This window comes from Mycobacterium sp. MFM001 (genome assembly GCF_003402475.1).
Lineage (GTDB): Bacteria > Actinomycetota > Actinomycetes > Mycobacteriales > Mycobacteriaceae > Mycobacterium.
This window is the reverse complement of record NZ_BFAB01000001.1, coordinates 379,422-396,654: the sequence shown is the minus strand read 5'-3', so window position 1 is coordinate 396,654 and position 17,233 is coordinate 379,422. Positions and strand designations below refer to the sequence as shown.

19 protein-coding genes are annotated in these 17,233 nt (G+C 64.6%); 6 read left to right on the top strand and 13 right to left on the bottom strand.

Annotated elements, in window-relative coordinates; genetic code table 11:
- Positions 1 to 223: 223 nt before the first annotated feature.
- On the top strand, positions 224 to 1,438 hold the full coding sequence (locus MFM001_RS01950) for a hypothetical protein (RefSeq protein WP_142760658.1): 1,215 nt from the start codon (positions 224 to 226) through the stop codon (positions 1,436 to 1,438).
- On the opposite strand, the gene MFM001_RS01945 is transcribed toward MFM001_RS01950, so the two are convergent.
- The 10 genes from MFM001_RS01945 to MFM001_RS01900 all read right to left on the bottom strand — a co-directional run bounded on the left by MFM001_RS01945 (position 1,408) and on the right by MFM001_RS01900 (position 11,490).
- Positions 1,408 to 4,206, bottom strand: coding sequence for an RND family transporter (locus tag MFM001_RS01945; protein ID WP_371685120.1), 2,799 nt, complete (start codon positions 4,204 to 4,206; stop codon positions 1,408 to 1,410). The two genes, MFM001_RS01950 and MFM001_RS01945, sit on opposite strands and share 31 nt — an antisense overlap.
- 35 nt (positions 4,207 to 4,241) lie before the next feature.
- Positions 4,242 to 4,640, bottom strand: a complete 399-nt coding sequence (locus MFM001_RS01940) for an MmpS family transport accessory protein (protein WP_192886838.1) — start codon at positions 4,638 to 4,640, stop codon at positions 4,242 to 4,244.
- A gap of 193 nt (positions 4,641 to 4,833) precedes the next feature.
- Positions 4,834 to 5,259, bottom strand: a complete 426-nt coding sequence (locus MFM001_RS01935) for a hypothetical protein (RefSeq protein WP_116372995.1) — start codon at positions 5,257 to 5,259, stop codon at positions 4,834 to 4,836.
- A gap of 35 nt (positions 5,260 to 5,294) precedes the next feature.
- Positions 5,295 to 6,182: a fructose bisphosphate aldolase gene (locus tag MFM001_RS01930; RefSeq protein WP_116372993.1), complete on the bottom strand. Its 888-nt coding sequence runs from the start codon at positions 6,180 to 6,182 to the stop codon at positions 5,295 to 5,297.
- 83 nt (positions 6,183 to 6,265) lie between these two features.
- Positions 6,266 to 6,913 carry a glycoside hydrolase gene (locus MFM001_RS01925; RefSeq protein ID WP_116372991.1) on the bottom strand — a complete coding sequence of 216 codons (648 nt, stop codon included), beginning with the start codon at positions 6,911 to 6,913 and terminating at the stop codon, positions 6,266 to 6,268.
- Between the two features lie 105 nt (positions 6,914 to 7,018).
- Positions 7,019 to 8,212 carry an NAD(P)/FAD-dependent oxidoreductase gene (locus tag MFM001_RS01920; protein WP_116372989.1) on the bottom strand — a complete coding sequence of 398 codons (1,194 nt, stop codon included), beginning with the start codon at positions 8,210 to 8,212 and terminating at the stop codon, positions 7,019 to 7,021.
- Positions 8,213 to 8,216: 4 nt separating this feature from the next.
- Positions 8,217 to 8,405: a ferredoxin gene (locus MFM001_RS01915; RefSeq protein WP_116372987.1), complete on the bottom strand. Its 189-nt coding sequence runs from the start codon at positions 8,403 to 8,405 to the stop codon at positions 8,217 to 8,219.
- Positions 8,402 to 9,307, bottom strand: a complete 906-nt coding sequence (locus tag MFM001_RS01910; RefSeq protein ID WP_116372985.1) for a metal-dependent hydrolase — start codon at positions 9,305 to 9,307, stop codon at positions 8,402 to 8,404. Before MFM001_RS01910 ends, MFM001_RS01915 begins: the two co-directional genes overlap by 4 nt.
- A 90-nt stretch (positions 9,308 to 9,397) precedes the next feature.
- Positions 9,398 to 10,753, bottom strand: coding sequence for a wax ester/triacylglycerol synthase family O-acyltransferase (locus MFM001_RS01905; RefSeq protein ID WP_116372983.1), 1,356 nt, complete (start codon positions 10,751 to 10,753; stop codon positions 9,398 to 9,400).
- 53 nt (positions 10,754 to 10,806) lie between these two features.
- Positions 10,807 to 11,490, bottom strand: coding sequence for a TetR/AcrR family transcriptional regulator (locus MFM001_RS01900; protein ID WP_116372981.1), 684 nt, complete (start codon positions 11,488 to 11,490; stop codon positions 10,807 to 10,809).
- Positions 11,491 to 11,677: 187 nt separating this feature from the next.
- Between MFM001_RS01900 and MFM001_RS01895 the strand changes: the two genes are divergently transcribed.
- Both MFM001_RS01895 and MFM001_RS01890 read left to right on the top strand, forming a co-directional pair.
- The gene (locus MFM001_RS01895; RefSeq protein ID WP_116372979.1) at positions 11,678 to 12,451 is read left to right on the top strand and encodes a spirocyclase AveC family protein; all 774 of its coding nucleotides are present in this window, start codon (positions 11,678 to 11,680) and stop codon (positions 12,449 to 12,451) included.
- A 24-nt stretch (positions 12,452 to 12,475) separates the two neighbouring features.
- Positions 12,476 to 13,645, top strand: coding sequence for a cytochrome P450 (locus MFM001_RS01890; RefSeq protein WP_192886837.1), 1,170 nt, complete (start codon positions 12,476 to 12,478; stop codon positions 13,643 to 13,645).
- Between the two features lie 2 nt (positions 13,646 to 13,647).
- On the opposite strand, the gene MFM001_RS01885 is transcribed toward MFM001_RS01890, so the two are convergent.
- From MFM001_RS01885 to MFM001_RS01875, 3 genes are all read right to left on the bottom strand, one after another.
- On the bottom strand, positions 13,648 to 13,914 hold the full coding sequence (locus MFM001_RS01885; protein WP_116373577.1) for a YdeI/OmpD-associated family protein: 267 nt from the start codon (positions 13,912 to 13,914) through the stop codon (positions 13,648 to 13,650).
- Positions 13,915 to 13,985: 71 nt separating this feature from the next.
- Complete coding sequence (locus MFM001_RS01880; protein WP_116372975.1) at positions 13,986 to 14,231, bottom strand: CsbD family protein; 246 nt, start codon at positions 14,229 to 14,231, stop codon at positions 13,986 to 13,988.
- Positions 14,232 to 14,341: 110 nt separating this feature from the next.
- A complete protein-coding gene (locus MFM001_RS01875; RefSeq protein WP_116372973.1) occupies positions 14,342 to 14,875 on the bottom strand; it encodes an XRE family transcriptional regulator in 534 nt (177 codons plus the stop codon).
- A gap of 284 nt (positions 14,876 to 15,159) precedes the next feature.
- Here MFM001_RS01875 and MFM001_RS01870 point away from each other — a divergent pair, with 284 nt between their 5' ends.
- The 3 genes from MFM001_RS01870 (at position 15,160) to MFM001_RS01860 (ending at position 17,220) form a co-directional block, all read left to right on the top strand.
- Positions 15,160 to 15,945 (top strand): hypothetical protein, encoded by a 786-nt coding sequence (locus MFM001_RS01870; RefSeq protein ID WP_238158849.1) that lies wholly within the window; start codon positions 15,160 to 15,162, stop codon positions 15,943 to 15,945.
- Between the two features lie 83 nt (positions 15,946 to 16,028).
- Positions 16,029 to 16,871, top strand: a complete 843-nt coding sequence (locus tag MFM001_RS01865; RefSeq protein WP_192886836.1) for an AraC family transcriptional regulator — start codon at positions 16,029 to 16,031, stop codon at positions 16,869 to 16,871.
- Positions 16,825 to 17,220 (top strand): glyoxalase/bleomycin resistance/extradiol dioxygenase family protein, encoded by a 396-nt coding sequence (locus MFM001_RS01860; RefSeq protein WP_116372969.1) that lies wholly within the window; start codon positions 16,825 to 16,827, stop codon positions 17,218 to 17,220. Before MFM001_RS01865 ends, MFM001_RS01860 begins: the two co-directional genes overlap by 47 nt.
- The last annotated feature ends 13 nt before the right edge of the window (positions 17,221 to 17,233 follow it).

Here is a 17,233-nt window from a genome sequence, read left to right as displayed (position 1 = left end):
CCGGCGTAGGCGTCGACTGGACTGCTAGAAACGACGGGTGCAGATCTTCCGTACCGCAACGTGCGCCGATTCCGGACATCCGGAATTCACGCTGGTTTTCAAAGACGAACCACCAACGCCGAACACGGTGGGCTGGATTTTGGACCACTTTCAGAACGCGGTGGCGGGTGGTACTCGGTTTGTGGCCGGACAGTCAGTCGGCATCGGTTGGCGGGGGCTGCGGGTGATCGAACGCGGTGACGGCACCCTCGGCCTTGAAGAGCGAGTCGCCGAGGATGTGTGGCAGGAGCATGTCGATCAGGCGCTCGGCGATTTGTGGTGGCAGGTGGACGCGGCCGCGAAACTTGGCTTGCCGGAAGAACCGGACTCCGTTGCGGAGGATCACATCGCAGCCGTCCAGTCCTGTGTATTCGACGCCTCGGCATTGATCCTCAACCGGCTCGGCCCGGACTCGCCGCAACACGGTGGGTGGGCGATCCGCTGTGGAGATGAGCACGACCACTCGGACTGGTCTTTTATGGAGTTGTTCCGGCTATCGGTGGCACTCCCATTTGTCACCCAATTTCTTGCTCTGCCACCAGAAACCGGCCTTATTATTGAGCGCCGTCGAGTAGGCCCGGCCGGCGGTGTGGTGGCCGACGTGGCCTACAAAGACACGATGCTGACCCCGGACGACGGGATGTATTTCGGTCCGCAACCCGCATCCGTGGACGCTTTTCCTAAGGCGCACTTTGCAATCGGCCGGTTCGGCGAGGGCCTGTATCGCACGACGATCGGCGATCGGCACGGGCATCCCGATATCGTCGCGTGCCTCACCACACCGCCGATACCGGGGACGCAGGATTCGTTGGTGCAGTGGATACTGGATGATCTGCAAGATTCCATTGCCGCGGGCACACGCTTCGCATCGGGTCAGACGATCCGGGTCGGGTGGCGGACTCTGCGCGTCGTCGATCGCGCCGACGGGATGCTGGGACTGCAAGAACGCGTCGACGCCGACCGGTGGGAAGAACACGTCGAGCTAACCTTGCGTGACCTGTGGTATCAGAAAGAAGTGGCGGCCAGCCTCGGCCTGACGAAACGGCTGGCGTTTCCCGCCGAGGATCAGTGCGCGGCGGTTGCCGAATGCGTGAATGAGACGATTCCCACGCTGCTGCTCAGCCGCGCGGAGAGCGACGACCCGGACTCATGCGGCTGGATGGTTTGCTGCCGACGTGACCATGACCACGGAACGTGGTCGTCGCAAACCATCTGGGACCTATCGGAATCGATGCCGTTCGTCACGCAGTTTCTTGCGCTTCCCGTAGCCGCATCGGTTGTCATCGAGGCCCCCCACACAACCCCTACCGGCCGCATCGGCGTCCGTGTCCTGCTCGACGGCCGACATCTGCTCCCAGAACCCGGTTCCTATCTGTCCGCACTCAACGGCAGCGGTTGACTAGGTAGCGGACGGGAACGCACCAGCGTCGGCCACCAGAACCACGGCCCGAGGATTCGCAGGATGCACGGCACGACGAACGAGCGCACGATCAGCGTGTCGAGCAGCAGGCCGATGCATACCGTCGAACCCACCTGACCGACCGTGCGCAGATCGCTTGTCAGCATTGCCAGCATCGTGAACGCAAACACCAAACCCGCGGAAGTCACTACGCCCCCGGTACTTCCGAGCGCACGGATAAGCCCGGTGTTCAACCCGGCGTGCAGCTCCTCTTTGACTCGGACGATCAACAGCAGGTTGTAGTCCGAACCCACCGCCACCAGGATGATGAACGTCAGCGGCAGCACCAACCAGTGCAGGGGCAAGCCGATGAGGTGCTGCCAGACCAGGATGGAGAGCCCGAACGCCCCGGCGTACGAGAAAGCCACCGTACCCGGAATCACCAAGGCGGCCATCAGACTTCGGGTGAGGAACAACATGATCAAGAAGATCAACACGAACGCGGCGATCGCCACGATAAGCAGATCCGATGCGGCGTATCCTTTGATGTCCTTGTCGTTGGAGCCAGAACCGCCGATGTAAATCCTGGCGCCGGCCAGCGAAGTCTCTTTCAGCGCAGTGGTTATCGCAGTAGGGAACTGCTCGACGTGCTCTACGCCCTCGGGACCCATGGCGTTGCCCTCGTGCGTGACGATGAACCGGGCAGCCTTGCCGTCCGGCGACATCATCAGCTGCATGCCGGTCTTGACGTCCTCGTTGTCGAACCCCTCGTGCGGGATGTAGAAGAAGTCGTCGCTGCGGGACCGGTCGAAGTCGAGGCCGACGTTGATCATGTCGTCGAACGTCTGGTCCGTCTGCGTGGACTGCAGCGCCGACTGGCCGTAAGTGCTGACCAAAAGCGCGGCCAACGCCTCCGAGTCGTCGGCGGTGAGTTTCAGCTGCGTGATGACTTGCGGCAGGATCCTGTCCACGGCTTCGAGGGAGGTTCTGGCGTCCTTGATGTCTTCAGCCAGGTGGTCGATGTTGTCGAGCCCGTCGAAGAGCGATCTGAACGTCCAGCAGATGGGGATGTCGAAACAGTGTTTCTCCCAATAGAAGTAGCTCTTGATCGGCCGGAAGAAGTCGTCGACGTTCGAGATTTCCTGGTTCATCTCGTCGGTGATCTGTTGCAGATCCTCGACGGTGAGAACCGTGTTGTGCAGCTCGTCGGACATGTTTTGGAAGTAGACGATCTCTTTCCGCAAGACTTCGACGGAGTGGGCCGTGATCTGTGCCTGCTCATCGGTATTGGCGTTCTGCTGTTTGTTGAACGGGAGCTGTTGACCGTTGCCGCTGCCCTGCGTGGTGAACAAGTAGGGCAGCGTGGCGTGTTCAAGTGGTCGGCCCAGCGGTCTGGTGATGCTTTGCACCATCGCGACACCGGGAAGACGGATGAGGCTCTTGGCTGCCCGGTCCAAGGAGATGAAGTCGGCCGAGTTGCGCATGTCGTGATCGGTCTCGATCATCAGCATCTCGGAGAACAGCTTGCTCTTCGGGAAATGCCGATCCGCCGCCGCGAAACCCTGGTTGGCCGGGGCATTGTGCGGCTGGTACGCGCGGTCGTCGTAGTTCTGCCGATAGGTCGGCACGAAGATCGCCCCGAACATGACCGCAGCGGCGCTGGCGGTGAGGATTGGCACCGGCCAGCGCACCACGCTCGCGCCGATCCGCCGATACAACGTCGCCTTGACCTTCTGTCTCGGGTCGAAGAGCCCGAACAGGCTGCCCACGGTCAAGATCGCCGGGCCGAGCGTCAACGCTGCCGCGATGGTGAACAGCATCGTGATCCCCACGGCCGGCCCCATCGTGTGGAAGTAGTTGAGCCGCGCGAACGTCAGGCAGTAACACGCCCCGGCGATCGTCAACCCTGAACCGACGATGATGGGCGTTACACCCTTGTAGGCAATGTAGAAGGCGTCCTCCCGGCTTTCGCCGGCCTGTCTCGCCTCGTGATAGCGGCCCATCAAGAAGATGCCGTAATCGGTCCCCGCTCCCAGTGTCAGCGCGACGACGATGTTCACGGCGAAGGACGAGAGTTCGATGTAGCCCAAATGCCCGAGGGTTGCGATCACCCCCTTGGCGACCAGCATCTCGATCAGGACTCCGAGCAGGGGCACCACCACGTTGGTGATGGAGCGGTACACCAGCAACAGCATCGTGACGATGAGGATGATCGTCACGATCGTGATGTTGTTCAGGCTCGAATTGGCAATAGCCACCGTGTCCGAGGCGAGCGGCGCCGCACCGCTGACGTAGACCCGCAGGCCGGGCGGCGCCGGGTCCTTGGCGACGATATCCCTCACGGCGGCAACGGATTCGTTCGCCTGCATCTGGCCGATGTCGCCCGCGAGACGCAGCAGCACATACGCGGCTTTGCCGTCGACGCTTTGCGCCCCGGCCGCGGTGATCTTTTTCCCCCACAGATCCATGACGTACTGCACGTGCTTGGGATCTTGCTTCAGCCGGCGCACCAAGTCGTCGTAGTAGCGGTGGTCCACATCGCCCAGCGGCCGGTTGGCCTCCAAAACGAGCATCGTCAAGTTGGTCGAATTGGACTCGTGGAACTTCTCGCCGATGGCCAGCAGCGCCCGCTGCGACGGCGCGTAGTGCGGGACCATCGGCCCCGCGAGTTCTTCTGCGACGCGCTCGACTTGCGGCATAAAGGTGTTCGTCGACACGGCGAGAAGCGCCCAAAACGCGATGATCGGTATTGCGAGCACGCGGACCATTCGGGGGAAGAAAGGCCGTCGCGCCCGGTGCTCGCTCATGCGGACTTCACCCGGCACATGACGTGCGGGTCCTCATGGGTGTCGGATTGTTCGTCGCGGACCACGCCGTTCACCAACATCCGGCAGCCGAGTTGGCCACCATGAACCTGCGCCGAGATGCTGCCGGACACCACCGTGAGCGTCGTCGTCTCCGTGTGCGACCACGGCAAGGTCGTCAGGTCAACCTGATGCGGGTGTCCGTCGATGTCCAAGTAGACCAGCATCCCGCCGTCGCCGACGGACCCGAACAACTCATACGTGAGCTGCTTGGGCGTGGTCTGCTCAGGCGCTGCCGGGCCATTGACCGTGATGACGGGCGGGGGAGCGGAGAATTGGTGCACCTTCCACATGCCCACCGCTCCCGCGCCGACCGCAACGACGGCAACCAACGGCATCCAGGCGCGCGCCAGGACGGTCCGGCCGACTGGACGAGGGCTCACTCGATGAACTCAATCCACACGTCGCGTTCCCTCGCTCCCGCACTCAGGCCACTGCAGATAGTAGACGGTTATGTACCTAACTGGCTACGATCTGCAAAGAGTATCGGCCCCGGGGCCGGAACGCGACCTGGACGGGCAGCGGGTTGCGTCAAGACATCTTGTGCAGGCGGCGCTTGTACTTGGCGCTGCCGAGAAGCCGAAGCGTGAAGTTGGCGGCTCCCAACATGGGGAACACCCCAAGAAAGGTCCGCTCGGAGGGCGTAGCACCATGCAGGTGGTAGAGGCTGCCGAAGACATAGAAGCAGCCCACCATGAACAACGCCCCGGGAATGCAGAACGCCATCAGCGAGCCGCGATCGGCAACGATTTGCTTCGCGTAGTCCAACTCGTCCCGCGACATGGGTTGGCGTTTACGGACTTTGGCCATCACCGTTTTCGCGCTCCCGATTTCTTCACTTATCGGAGGAGTCGCTCGCTGGCCCAGCCGCATGACGTATACGCCGGCAATGGCCACGAACACCAGTGCCAACACGAGGCTCAGTACGGTCAGGTAACCAAATACGCCCGAACTCACGCTGTCGAACGTTACCTAGCGCCGAGTGATGTGCGCTAGGTCAGCGAGGCGCGGTAAATCTCGTCGATGTTCGAACCGAGCTTCTCGTCGAATTCCTCGTCGGTCTGGTCGACAGTCAGCCCTTCGGTCAGGGCCCGGGAGAAACTGGCGATGAGCCCGTGACAGCGGGCCAGGATCGTGCAGCTTTCGGCGAGGCTGTAGCCGCCGGACAACGACACGACCCGTAGGACTCGAGGATGCTCGATCAGTGGCGCATACAGGTCGTTCTCGTCGGGCAAGGTCAGCTTGAGCATCACCTGCATGTCTGAGTCAAGCTCGTCGAGCTTCGCTTTGATCGTCTCCACCAGCAGCCTGTCCGCTTTGGGCTTGTCTTGGCATTTGATGCTCACCTCGGGCTCGAGAATCGGCATGAGTCCCCGCTCGGCGATCTTGTGCCCGTAGTCGAACTGTTCGTCGACGATCGCCTTGATCCCGGCTTCGTTCGCCTCGGAGATGAACGAGCGCATCTTGGTGCCGAAGATCCCCTTCTCGAGCGCCCGCTCCAACAACGAGTCGAGCTTGGTCATCGGCTTCATCAGCTGCACACCGTATTTGGCGTCATCGAGGCCTTGGTCGACTTTCACGAACGGCACGATGTGCTTCTGCTTCCACAGAAACGCCGCGGAGTCCTCGCCGTTGATCGTGCGGTCCATGGTCTGCTCGAAAAGGATGGTTGCCAGGATCTTGTCGCCGGTAAAGGTGGGACTCGAGATGAGGCGCGCCCGCATCTGATGGATCAGATCGAACATCTGCTCCTCAGTCTGGTAGCCGTCCTCCGGGATCCCGTAGAGCTTCAAGGCCTTGGGGGTGCTGCCGCCGCTCTGGTCCAGTGCGGCGATGAAGCCACGCCCCGAGGCCATCAGGTTGCGTTGTTCTTCGTTCACTGCAGTCCTTCCGTCACCGTCACCTCTGTGACTACCACTTTTGGGTAGGACCGCAAACCACCACGGCAAAGGCCGTGGTTGGTTTACTGCGGCGGCTCGGGGCTCATCGAGCCGATGTAATACGTCTCGTGCCCGGTCGGGTACCCGCCGCCGTCGGTGGCGATATGAACGTGGTCGTAGTGGTTGAGGGTTTCCGAGCCGTAGTCCGCCGTCCAGCTCGGCGCGCCGATGCCCGGGTATAACTTCTGCCGCCAAATCACGTGGAGCACTCCCCACCGTTTGGCATTCGCCAAGGCATAGCCGGCGATTTGGTTGCCGAGCTCGATGCCGTCGGGACTGTGATAGTTCGGGATCATCACGTCGATCGCCAACCCGTTGGGATGCCATTTCAATGCATCTTGCCGGTAGCCGCCGATGGTCTTGATCTGCGGAAACAACACGCTGATGGCTCGGGCCGCCCAAATGGTCTTGACCTGCAGCCCTTGCTCCGGCGCGACGCCGGCGGGCAGCGCGAGTTGGAAGTTCTGGGCGGTGGCGGGAGCGCCCGCGGCCAGCATGTCGACTTCCGCGGGAGTGGCGATGTGCGGTTTGACCGGATCGTTGGCGTGTGCCGCCGTAGTGGGCGCGCTCGGCTTGACTGCCTGAGCCGCTGCCGAACTCCTAGCGCAACACGGAGTCTCGGTGCTTTGGGCATAGAGCATCGCGGCAGAGACGACGAGCAAGCCGGCCATGGCCAACCAGCGGCCCCGCCCGTTGGCTAACACGCCTCTGCCCACGCAGAGCACTTTAGTGTCCCCTGCGAAAGCCCGTGGCAGTCTTAGTTATTAGTCAGTTGTCTAATCCGGTCGCTTCGGCGGAAACTCGGCACGTTTTGCAATCGCGTCGCGATAGGCGTGCACCCGATTAGGGATCGTTCCCAGCACGGCGATGGTGCGCCCGTCGCACCCGTATGCGGCGACGAACTCCCACGCGTCAGGGCCGCCCTCCACGATTTCCAGTTCGTCGTAACCCGTTGGCACACCGAGCATTTGGACTTTGACATCGTATTGATCGGACCAGAAATACGGGATTTCGTCGTAGGCTTCGGCGGCGTCGGGGCCTGCCAACAGAGTTCGAGCGGCAGCTGCGCCTTGGCGCCCGGCGTGATCCCAGTGTTCGATGCGCAGGTGGCGTTGGTACAGCGGATGCCACCAACGTGCGACATCACCGGCGGCGACGACATTGGTGCCCCCTTCGGCCGCGCCGGTCGCGTCGCAGACCACTCCGTCGTCGACGCGCAATCCCGAGCCGTCCAGCCAGTCGGTCGCGGGCGCCACGCCCAGGCCGACGACGACAACTTCCGCCGGAACCTGCGAACCATCGGTGAGCCGAACGGCTTTCACCCGTCCGTCACCGACGAACTTGTCGACGCTCACACCGAGCCGGACGTCGACGCCATGGTCGGAATGCAGCCCGGCCCACCGCGGCGCCAACTCCTTGCCAAGCGCGGCCAGTAGCGGGCTGTCGGACTTCTCGATCAGCACCACGTCGAGCCCCATCGAGCGGCACGTCGCGGCGACCTCCGCACCGATGAACCCGCCGCCGACCACCGCGACACGAGTCCGCGAGCCGAGCCGCTCCCGGATGGCCAGGCAGTCGTCGACGGTGCGCAGCAGCAACACGCCGTCGGGGACGGGACCGCCCGGCCACGGCCGCGGGGCCGCGCCGCTGGCGATCACCAAGCCGTCGAATTGCACCGAGAAGTCCTGGTCGGCGTCGCGCAGGTGGATGGTTCGCGAGGCCATGTCCAGCTTGAGCGCCGTGACTCTTCTGAGCACGCGCGCGTCGAGTTCGAACTGGGGCGCGAGGTCGACGCCCGCCCGGTGCACCGTGCCGCTGAGCAGTTTCTTCGACAGCGGCGGACGGTGGTAAGGGGCATGCCGTTCGGCACCCACGATGATGAGCGCACCGTCGTAGCCCTCCTGCCGCAGCGATTCCGCCGCCCGGGCTCCGGCCACGCCGGCGCCGACGACCACAACCTGTCTGAGCATCAAGTCAGTCCTTCACCGTGATTGCCTGGGTGGGGCATGACACTTCGGCGGCTTTGACCTGCCCGCGCAACTCGGCCCGCGGCTCGTCTTGAAGCAGGTGAAGGCCGTCTTCTCGCACGTCGAACACTTCGTGACACAAGCTCATGCAGACGCCGTTGCCGTCGCAGGTGTCGAGGTCCACGAAAACCTTCATCGCAGCGCGGCCTTTCCTGCTCGCTCGCGGGCGGCCTTGGCTGCCGGCGAGTACTCGAGGTAGCCGACCGCCATTTCCGTGCACGCCTCCGGGCCTGGATGATGAGTGGGCCGCAGATACCGAAATGGCAGCGTCACCAGGATGTTCCACGGGCCGGGTAACCGGTATTGGCGGGCCGCCCGCAGCCAATCGCGCCAGCGCCACTTCTGGTCGACGGTCGGGTCGTGGGCCATCAGGTAGCGAGCCCCGGCGATCCACCAGGCCACGAACCCCGGCGCAGTCATCAGCATCGACAGCGCCCTGATCAGATAACTCCCGCACACGTTCTGATAAACGTCGAAGACCAGTGAGCGGTGCTCGACCTCCTCGGCGCCGTGCCAGCGCAGCAGATCCAGCATCACCGGATCGGCGTCGGCGTAATCCAGGCCCCGGTTCTGCAGCACCCACTGTCCCAGAACCGCGGTGAAGTGTTCCAGCGCGGCCACATCGGCCAGCCGCCGATACAGCCACCACCGCTTCAGGACGGGCGGGAAGAAGTTCGGCGGATCGCCCAGCGTTCTCGACAGCGCCCTTCGGAGCCGATCGGTGTACGGCGTGGTGTCGATGCCCTGCTCGGCGAGATGGTCGAGCACCACTTGGTGCGCCCAGGCGTGCCACGACTCCTGCTGGATGAACGGTTTGATCGCCGCTTCCAGGTCGGGGTCGTCGACCAGCGACGACGCCTCGAGGACCGCCTTGATGAAATGCCGCTCGCCCTCGGGCAGCAGCAGGTGCAGCACGTTGATCATGTGCGTCGAGAACGGGTCGCCGGGCACCCAGTGCAGTGGGGTGTTTTCCCAGTCGAAGCGCACCATCCGGCGATACTTCGGATGTCCGTCGTGGTGAAGTTCGACCTCTGGCATGAGGGCTCCTCCCGCGGTCGAGGGCAATTCGGAACAAGTGTTCACTGAACCCGTACCCACGCGGGCAGCCGACTATGCATGCCGAATTGTTCAGACGCCGACGGCGCGCTCCAGATCCTTGAGCGACGTCTCGAGATGTCCCAGCAGTCGCTGCAGGTGCGGCACGCTGCGACGGCAGCCCACCAGCCCGAAGTCGAGGTTGTTGGCGTTGTTCGTGACGGTGATGTTGACCGCTTGCCCTTCCAGCGCGATCGACAGTGGATAGTTGCCATCCAATCGGGCCCCGCGCCAATACATCGGCTCCGTGCGACCGGTCGAGACGTTCGAGATGACGATGTTGAACGGCGGTGCGGCGGCGGACAGGTAGCCCGGGATCAACCCGAAGAACAACCCGCCGATGTTGAAAGCCGACAGCGCCAGCTGTTCCACCGGAGGCAGCTGCTGGAAGACCTCTTTGGTGTCGCGGATCGACGTGCCGATGATCTCGAGCCGCTTGGCAGCGTCGTCGACGTCGGTCGCCAGGTTGCACAGGAACGTGCCGACCATGTTGCCGCCGCTGTCGTCTTCGCCCTTGCGGAGGTTGACCGGCACCATCGCGATCAGCGGATCCTCCGGCAGCGCGTTCTGATCGAGGAGGTAAGCGCGAAGGGCGCCGGACGACATGGCCAGCACCACGTCGTTGACCGTCACCCCGGCAGCCGACTTGACGGCCTTGATGCGGTCCAGCGACCAGGACTGCGCGGCCACTCGGCGGGCACCACCGATCCGTACGTTGAACATGCTGCGCGGCGCCCGGAACGGCAGCGTGAGTTGTTGTTCGAGCAGCGCGGCCCGCGCGAGCTTCACCGTGGAGGGCGCCAACGCGAACGCCGACCCCGCGGTGCGGGTGGCCCGGTCAACTAGCGACCGCCGATTGCGCGGCTCCTTCTTACGCGGGGGAAGGTTCCACGGAACCCGCACCTCGTCGTCGTTCGGGTCGGTGGTGAAGGCGCGCTGGATCAGCCGCAGCGCCGACACGCCATCCATCAGCGAGTGGTGGTATTTGGTGTAGACCGCGTACCGGCCGTCCTGCAGACCCTCGACGAGGTGCGCTTCCCACAGCGGGCGATGCCGGTCGAGCAGGCTGCCGTGCAACCGGGACGCCAGCTCCAGCAGGTCGCGGACTCGTCCCGGCTCGGGCAGGGCCGAGCGCCGAAGGTGGTAGTCGAGTTCGACGTTCTTGTCGAACGACCATGCGACGTTGGTGATACCGCCGAAGAAGGCGGGGTGCTTACGGAACGTGGGCTGCAGCTCGGCGCATTCGAGCATGGCTTGGTAGGACTCGCGGACGAAGTGCGGTCCAGCGTCCTCGGGCGGCTCGAAGAGTTGCAGTGCTCCCACGTGCATCGGATGTTCGCGTGACTCACCGATGAGAAACAGCGCGTCCGTTGGCGATATCGGTTCCATGGCCCACCTTGTAGCCAAAGCGGGCGTCGGCTAACCCAAACGAACGTTTGCGGTCACTCGCGCCGGTGCAGGAAGCCGTGCAGGATCGCCTGGACCAGCTCCTCCACGATCGCGTCGCGGGACGGCGGCTTGACTCCGAAGTACGTCGACCGCAACGCAGCCATGCCGGCGATCATCGCCACCGTCGAGTGGGCCGGCAGGTCCGGCTGGCTCGAGCGCATTCCGCGCAGGTGCATGCCTTCGGCGCTGATCTGGCCGAGCACCGTGAACGCCCGTCGGATGTCGGCAATGCCGGCATCGGCCATCTCCTCTTCGCTGAGCGTCTCGGATGCGACGAGCGTGAGCAGAAGGCCGCGATGTTCCACCAGCACGTCGTACAGATGCCCGACGAAATGCCGGGCCAGCTCCTCCTCGTCGGTTTCCTCGGGTACCACCGACTGCCACGTGCTGCTGAATTCGTCGACGAAGCTGGTGAAAGGCAGGACCAGCGCTTCCCGGAACAGTCCTGCCTTCGAGCCGAAGTGACGAAAGAGCAGATGCTCGGTAACGCCTGCGGCCTCGGCGATTTCGCGGGTTGTGGTGCTGCGGTAGTCGCGGCGCGCGAACAGGTCACGGGCGGCGTCGAGCAGCAGTGTCCGCGGCGCACCGCGCGGCCGACGCGATGCGGGGTTCTTGGCCGTTGGTCGCTGGGGCACCGTTGTTGACTCCTCAAACCGCGCCGCGGCGGTTACCGGCATTGAACATAGTCGCCGTTGAAATTCTCTTTAAGATAGTGTCCACTATCTCCAGGCGGTTAGTGACGGGAAGGGGCCCGGTTGTGGGTGCGGTCATCATGCTCGGCACGCTGTTCGGGCTGATCGTGCTGATCTATGGCGCGGTCATCTACTTCGACCCGGAAGCACGGCAAGCGCGGGAGCGGGACCAATGACGCCGTTGCTGAAGGCGGGCATCGCGTTCGCCTATGTCGGCGGCATCTCGTTCTTCGTGATCGGGCTGTATCTGAGCTTTCGTCGTCGCCGGCTGCACCCACTGCTCCTGTTGTGCATCTCCGCGATCTCGTTTTCCTGGATCGAGGCGCCCTACGACTGGGCGATGTACGCGCAGTTTCCGCCCGCGCTTCCCCGCATGCCGTCGTGGTGGCCGCTGAACATGACCTGGGGCGGGCTGCCGTCGGCGGTGCCCGTCGGCTACATGTCGTACTTCGTGCTGCCCGCCGTGATCGGTGCTGCGCTAGGGCGATGGCTGAGCGCAAAGTTGCACTGGCGCAGGCCGATTGCGCTGCTGAGCGTCGGGCTCGTCGTCGGATTCTGCTGGGCGTTGTTTTTCAACGCTGTCCTGGGGGCGCGACTCGGCATCTTCCACTACGGCTACGTGATTCCCGGGCTTGCATTGTCGGAAGGCACCAAGTACCAGTACCCGCTCTACGACTCGCTCGCGATGGGCGTGCAGATGATGGTGTTCACCTACCTGCTCGGACGCACGGATTCCGAAGGACGAAATGTCATCGAGATGTGGGCCGACCGGAGATCGCGGAGCCGTCTGCAGGCGTCGGTGCTGTCCATTGTCGCGGTGGTCGTCGTCGGAAACCTGCTCTACGGCGCGGTTTTCGCGCCCCATCTCGTGACGAAGCTGGGCGGCTGGGTGACGGTGGGGCCGACGGCACCGCTGTTTCCGGGCGTAGCCAACCAACCCCGGTAAGGGAGAGACCCACCAGTGACCGAGCTGTACTACGACCCGTTCGACCTCGATATCGACGACAATCCGTATCCGGTCTGGCAACGGATGCGCGCCGAGGCGCCGCTGTACTTCAACGACAAGTACAACTTCTATGCGCTGAGTCGCTACGACGACGTCGCACGCGCACTGCCGGATTGGCAGACGTATCGGTCGGGGCGCGGCACCACCGCCGACATCTTGTTCAGCGGCATCGAAGTGCCACCGGGGATCCTGCTGTTCGAGGATCCGCCCCTGCACGACTTGCACCGGCGCCTGTTGTCGGGTGTGTTCACCCCGCGGAGGATGCTGTCCGTCGAAGGGTTGGTACGCGACTTCTGTTCGCGCGCACTGGATCCGCTGCGCGATCTGGACGGGTTCGACTTCGTCGTCGACCTCGGTGCGATCATGCCGATGCGCACGATCGGCTACCTGCTGGGCATCCCCGAGGAGGGCCAGCAGGTGATCCGTGATCGCACCGACAAGAACATCGCACTCCGCGAACAGCGGGACGTCAGCCCGACGATCTTCGAAGACACAATCGCGATGTTCGCCGACTACATCGAGTGGCGGGCCAGCCATCCTTCCGACGATCTGATGACGGAGCTACTCAACGCGCACGTCGAAGAACCCGACGGATCCACGCGTCCGCTCGACCGCACCGAAGTCCTGGCCTACACCGCGATGATCGCCGGCGCCGGCAACGAAACCACCGCCCGGCTGATCGGGTTCATGGGCCAACTGCTGGGCGAGCATCCCGATCAGCGACGCGAACTCGTCGCCGACCCGTCGCTGATTCCTTCCGCGGTGGAGGAGACATTGCGCTACGAGGCACCGTCGCCGGTGCAGGCGCGCTATGTCGCTTGCGACACCGAGCTTTACGGGCAGACCGTGGCGGAGGGGTCCTACATGTTGCTGCTCAACGGGTCGGCCAACCGTGACGAGACCCGGTTCGCCGATCCCGACAGCTACGACATCCACCGCAAGGGCGGGCATTTGAGCTTCGGCCACGGGTTGCATTTCTGCCTGGGCTCGGCGTTGGCGCGCCTCGAGGCCCGGGTCGCCTTCGAAGAGGTCCTCAAGCGATGGACGGACTGGGACGTCGACTACGACAACGCGCGCAGGGCACACACGTCCAGTGTTCGGGGGTGGGCGCAGCTACCCGTCAAGACGAAGTAGCTTTATTTGCCGGTCCGCTCGCGGTGCTTGCACCCGGGCCAGCAGCATGGCCTGCGCAGGCCTTCTTCCAACTCTTCCTGGGTCCGGCGGATTCGGCGCTCACGAGTCTTCTGCTGCTTGGCATCCTCGACCCAGCAGATGAACTCGTTGCGCGCCAATGGCGTGATGTCGTTCCACGCGGCCAGCGCTGTGGAATTGCCAGCCAGCGCCTCGCGCAGGTCTGCCGGCAACTTGTGCACGACGCCGCCGGGGATTCGGTTGCTGCTCATGCTCACGCCATCGTGTCACAACGAGAATGGGCCCAGCCGATGATCCGGCTGGGCCCATTCTGTCGGGGTTGTCAGTCGTTGTCCTGGTGGGCCTTCTGGCGCTCTTCGGCGACCTTCGCGCTGCTGCGGGCCGCTTCGGCTTCGGCTTCCCTCTTCGCCGCGTCGCGCTGAGCCTCCGCCTTGTCCTGCTGAGCCTTGGCCTCGTCGACCAGCTTCTCGTTGCCGGTCACCTCGCCGACGGCTTCCTTGGCCAGTCCCTTGGCGCCTTCGACGACGCCCCGGATGGCTTCGCCAGGTCCGCTCTTGTCCTCTGCCATATCTCCTCCTAATTCCTTAGGGCGATGGCATTGCCCCGCCTAGGCGGTCTCTGTTCCCACCGCGCCCCGACGGCAAACCCGTCGCAGCGGTGACTGTGGTCACAGGCGGGCTAGCCGGCGTCGGTGGAAACGAGCGCTGCCTCCCAGGAATCGACGGGTGCTGGTTCTTGATGGCCGGTGACGGGCACGCCGCCGAGGGCCGCGATCAGGTCCTTGACCTTTGCCGCTTCGTCCTGCGTGGGGATCTCACCGGCCTCCAGGTCGTCGATCAACTCGGCCCGCAGGCCTCTGCCGTTGGCCACTTCCTGGGCGGACAGCTTGGCCCGGATGCGTGCGGCGTACAACTGCTGGCCCAGGCTCGAGCCCGGCGCGGCGGCGGCGCGCGTCATCAACTCGTCATAGCGTCGCCGCACGTCGCTGAGCGCCATGATCACCATCGGTGAGGACCTGCTGCGGCCGGCCGCTTCGGTCAGCGCCGACCGCAGCTTCCGCATGCCCGACAAGACGACCCCCGCCCGCTTGTGAAACGTCTTGTCGGTCGGCGACGGCAACGCCTCGATCGCGGCCGCGTGCATGTGGATCGCAGCCTCGGAAAGGCTGACGATGACGGACGATTCACCTTCGTGCGGCGCGGGTTGTCCCACGGTCCCTCAATTCTTCAGCGGTCAATTCCACGGCGGTGCAATAGAGGTTAGCGGTCTGCGCGCACGGCGTACACCGCGAGCGAGGGACCAAGCGGTCTCGCTGTAACCGCGCGCCTCTAGTCTGAAGCCGCATTGCCGGACTGCTCGGGCGAAGGGAGGCCACGGTGCCCGGACTAGCGCAATCTGCCCCACCCGCCGGGCCTCGACAGCCCGGCGAGGTAAACGGCTCTGCAAGACGGACGCCGCCAAGTGAGCCACCTCGGCGCGGGTTCGGCGGGCTCGGTTTGGGGTGGCTGGCCTGCGGTGTCGTCGCCGTCGTCGCCATTGCGTGGTTCATCTTTCTCGGTCCCGGCGAGAGCGGATCCAAGGCCGAATGGTTCTTCGGCGCGGTCGTGTTGGGCGTCGTTCTGGTCTCGCTGTGGCAGACCGTCACCATCCAGCGTCAGGCGTCGCAGAAGGTGGCCGAGGCCGGCGAACGACTCCGGCGGGAGCTTGTCGCCGCCGAGGAGCGGTCGGCCCGTGAAGTCGCGATCACGCGCAGGTTGCACCAGGAGGAGATGGAAGCCAAGCAGAACCTGCATCGCGCGCAGATGGAGGCTCAACGGGAAGTGGCCCGCGTCGAGCGCATGCACCTGCTCAAGCGGCTTCAGAAGCAGGCGATGATCGAGGTGTCGCGCGCTGTCGGCGCGCACACACAGATGCTGGCGACGCTGTGGAATGAGGCCGCCAGACTGCTGCGCATCGAGGACCGCGACGAGCGGGAGTTGGCGATGAACCCCGTCTTCGAGCAGATCGGCCAAGTGGTGAACGACTTTTCGATCGAGCTGGCCAACGCGCATCTGCTGGTCGAGGACGACCACCTGCACCACGCACTGGACCGGGTCAACGAGGCGGCCGTGATGGCGGTCCAGGTAGCACAGGACATCCACGCGGCCGTCGTCGAAGGCAATGTGCCCGAACCCAATCCGATCCCGCCGGTGCAGCGGCTCATGCATGCCAGAGCGGCGGACGCCCGGCGTCTCGCCTGGGAGTTGCTCCGAACCGGCCTTGAGGACAACGCGCAGCGCTAGCGTTGTCGGTGATGACCGACGACACACAGCCCAGTTGGGAGTTCGTGACGGCGCCGCCCCACAGCGCGCCCGGCGTCACGTCGATGGTGGGCTACCGCGCTTTGGATGTGCCCGACGCGGTGCACGTCGGCATGCCGTCGTCGACGTTGACGTTTATCGTCAGCCTTGACGACGGGGTGGAGGCCGCCGATACCGCCGACGCGCTGCCCGCCGCCCGGCCCAACCCGTTGGTCCTCGGCGGCCTGCATGTGCGGGCCAGCCATGTGCGGCAGCGTGCCGGTCAGGCGGGTGTGCAACTGGCCGTGCATCCGTTGGCGTCGCGCGCACTGTTCGGTGTCCCCGCGGCCGAGCTGCCCGTCACCGGGTTCGACGGCCTCGACATACTCGGCCGGCGGGCGGCCGAGCTGCCCGAGCGCGCGGCAGACGCACGCGACTGGCCCGAGGTGTTCGCCGCCGTCGCCGGCTACCTTGTGGACGCCCGCCGGCGCCGCGACGGAGTGACCGTGCGGCCCGAGGTCGCCTACGCGTGGCGACTGCTGGAGCGCACCCGGGGGCGAATGCCGGTGGGCGCGTTGGCAGATCGTGTCGGGGTGAGCAGCCGCTATCTGACTACGCTGTTCCAGCGGGAAGTTGGCAGATCACCGAAGACGGTGTCGATGCTGATGCGTTTCCAGCACGCGTTCGCGACAATCGCGGCATCGGCGCGCACACACGGCCGGGTCGACCTGGCGGCGGTCGCGGCGGACGCCGGTTACTGCGACCAGGCGCATTTGACCCGAGAATTCGTCCAGTTCGCCGGTGCACCGCCGCGCGCCTGGCTGGCCGCGGAGTTCCGAAACATCCAAGACGGCGGGCACTCTTGGGCGTCACAGTGGGACCATGACTACTTCGAATCCAACGGTCTGGTTGACGCTGCAGGCGCATAACGCCCCCAAGCTCATCGACTACTACGTCGACACATTCGGTTTCGTCGTGACGACACGCTGCGGCGACGGGGATCGGGTCGACCACGCGGAATTGCAGTGGCCTGAGGGCAGCGGCGGCATCATGCTGGGCAGCTACAAGCCCGGCGCGGAGTGGTGCCGCGAACCGGGAACCGCCGGGGGCTACGTCGTCACCAGCGACCCGGACCGCCTCTACGAGCGCGTGCTGTCCCGCAAGGCCGACGTCGTTCGCCCGCTGGCCAAAACCGATTACGGCGCAAACGAATTCACCGTCCGCGATCCCGAGGGCAACCTGTGGTCATTCGGCGACTACGCCGGCGAACCGGGGTGACCAGTCACGAACG

Excerpts from the sequence above, each read along its gene's own strand:
- MFM001_RS01945 (WP_371685120.1), bottom strand. The coding sequence starts at position 4,206 with ATGGTCCGCGTGCTCGCAATACCGATCATCGCGTTTTGGGCGCTTCTC.
- MFM001_RS01940 (WP_192886838.1), bottom strand. The coding sequence starts at position 4,640 with ATGCCGTTGGTTGCCGTCGTTGCGGTCGGCGCGGGAGCGGTGGGCATG.
- MFM001_RS01925 (WP_116372991.1), bottom strand. The coding sequence starts at position 6,913 with ATGGCCGGCTTGCTCGTCGTCTCTGCCGCGATGCTCTATGCCCAAAGC.
- MFM001_RS01920 (WP_116372989.1), bottom strand. The coding sequence starts at position 8,212 with ATGCTCAGACAGGTTGTGGTCGTCGGCGCCGGCGTGGCCGGAGCCCGG.
- MFM001_RS01915 (WP_116372987.1), bottom strand. The coding sequence starts at position 8,405 with ATGAAGGTTTTCGTGGACCTCGACACCTGCGACGGCAACGGCGTCTGC.
- MFM001_RS01910 (WP_116372985.1), bottom strand. The coding sequence starts at position 9,307 with ATGCCAGAGGTCGAACTTCACCACGACGGACATCCGAAGTATCGCCGG.
- MFM001_RS01905 (WP_116372983.1), bottom strand. The coding sequence starts at position 10,753 with ATGGAACCGATATCGCCAACGGACGCGCTGTTTCTCATCGGTGAGTCA.
- MFM001_RS01900 (WP_116372981.1), bottom strand. The coding sequence starts at position 11,490 with ATGCCGGTAACCGCCGCGGCGCGGTTTGAGGAGTCAACAACGGTGCCC.
- MFM001_RS01895 (WP_116372979.1), top strand. The coding sequence starts at position 11,678 with ATGACGCCGTTGCTGAAGGCGGGCATCGCGTTCGCCTATGTCGGCGGC.
- MFM001_RS01885 (WP_116373577.1), bottom strand. The coding sequence starts at position 13,914 with ATGAGCAGCAACCGAATCCCCGGCGGCGTCGTGCACAAGTTGCCGGCA.
- MFM001_RS01880 (WP_116372975.1), bottom strand. The coding sequence starts at position 14,231 with ATGGCAGAGGACAAGAGCGGACCTGGCGAAGCCATCCGGGGCGTCGTC.
- MFM001_RS01865 (WP_192886836.1), top strand. The coding sequence starts at position 16,029 with ATGGTGGGCTACCGCGCTTTGGATGTGCCCGACGCGGTGCACGTCGGC.
- MFM001_RS01860 (WP_116372969.1), top strand. The coding sequence starts at position 16,825 with ATGACTACTTCGAATCCAACGGTCTGGTTGACGCTGCAGGCGCATAAC.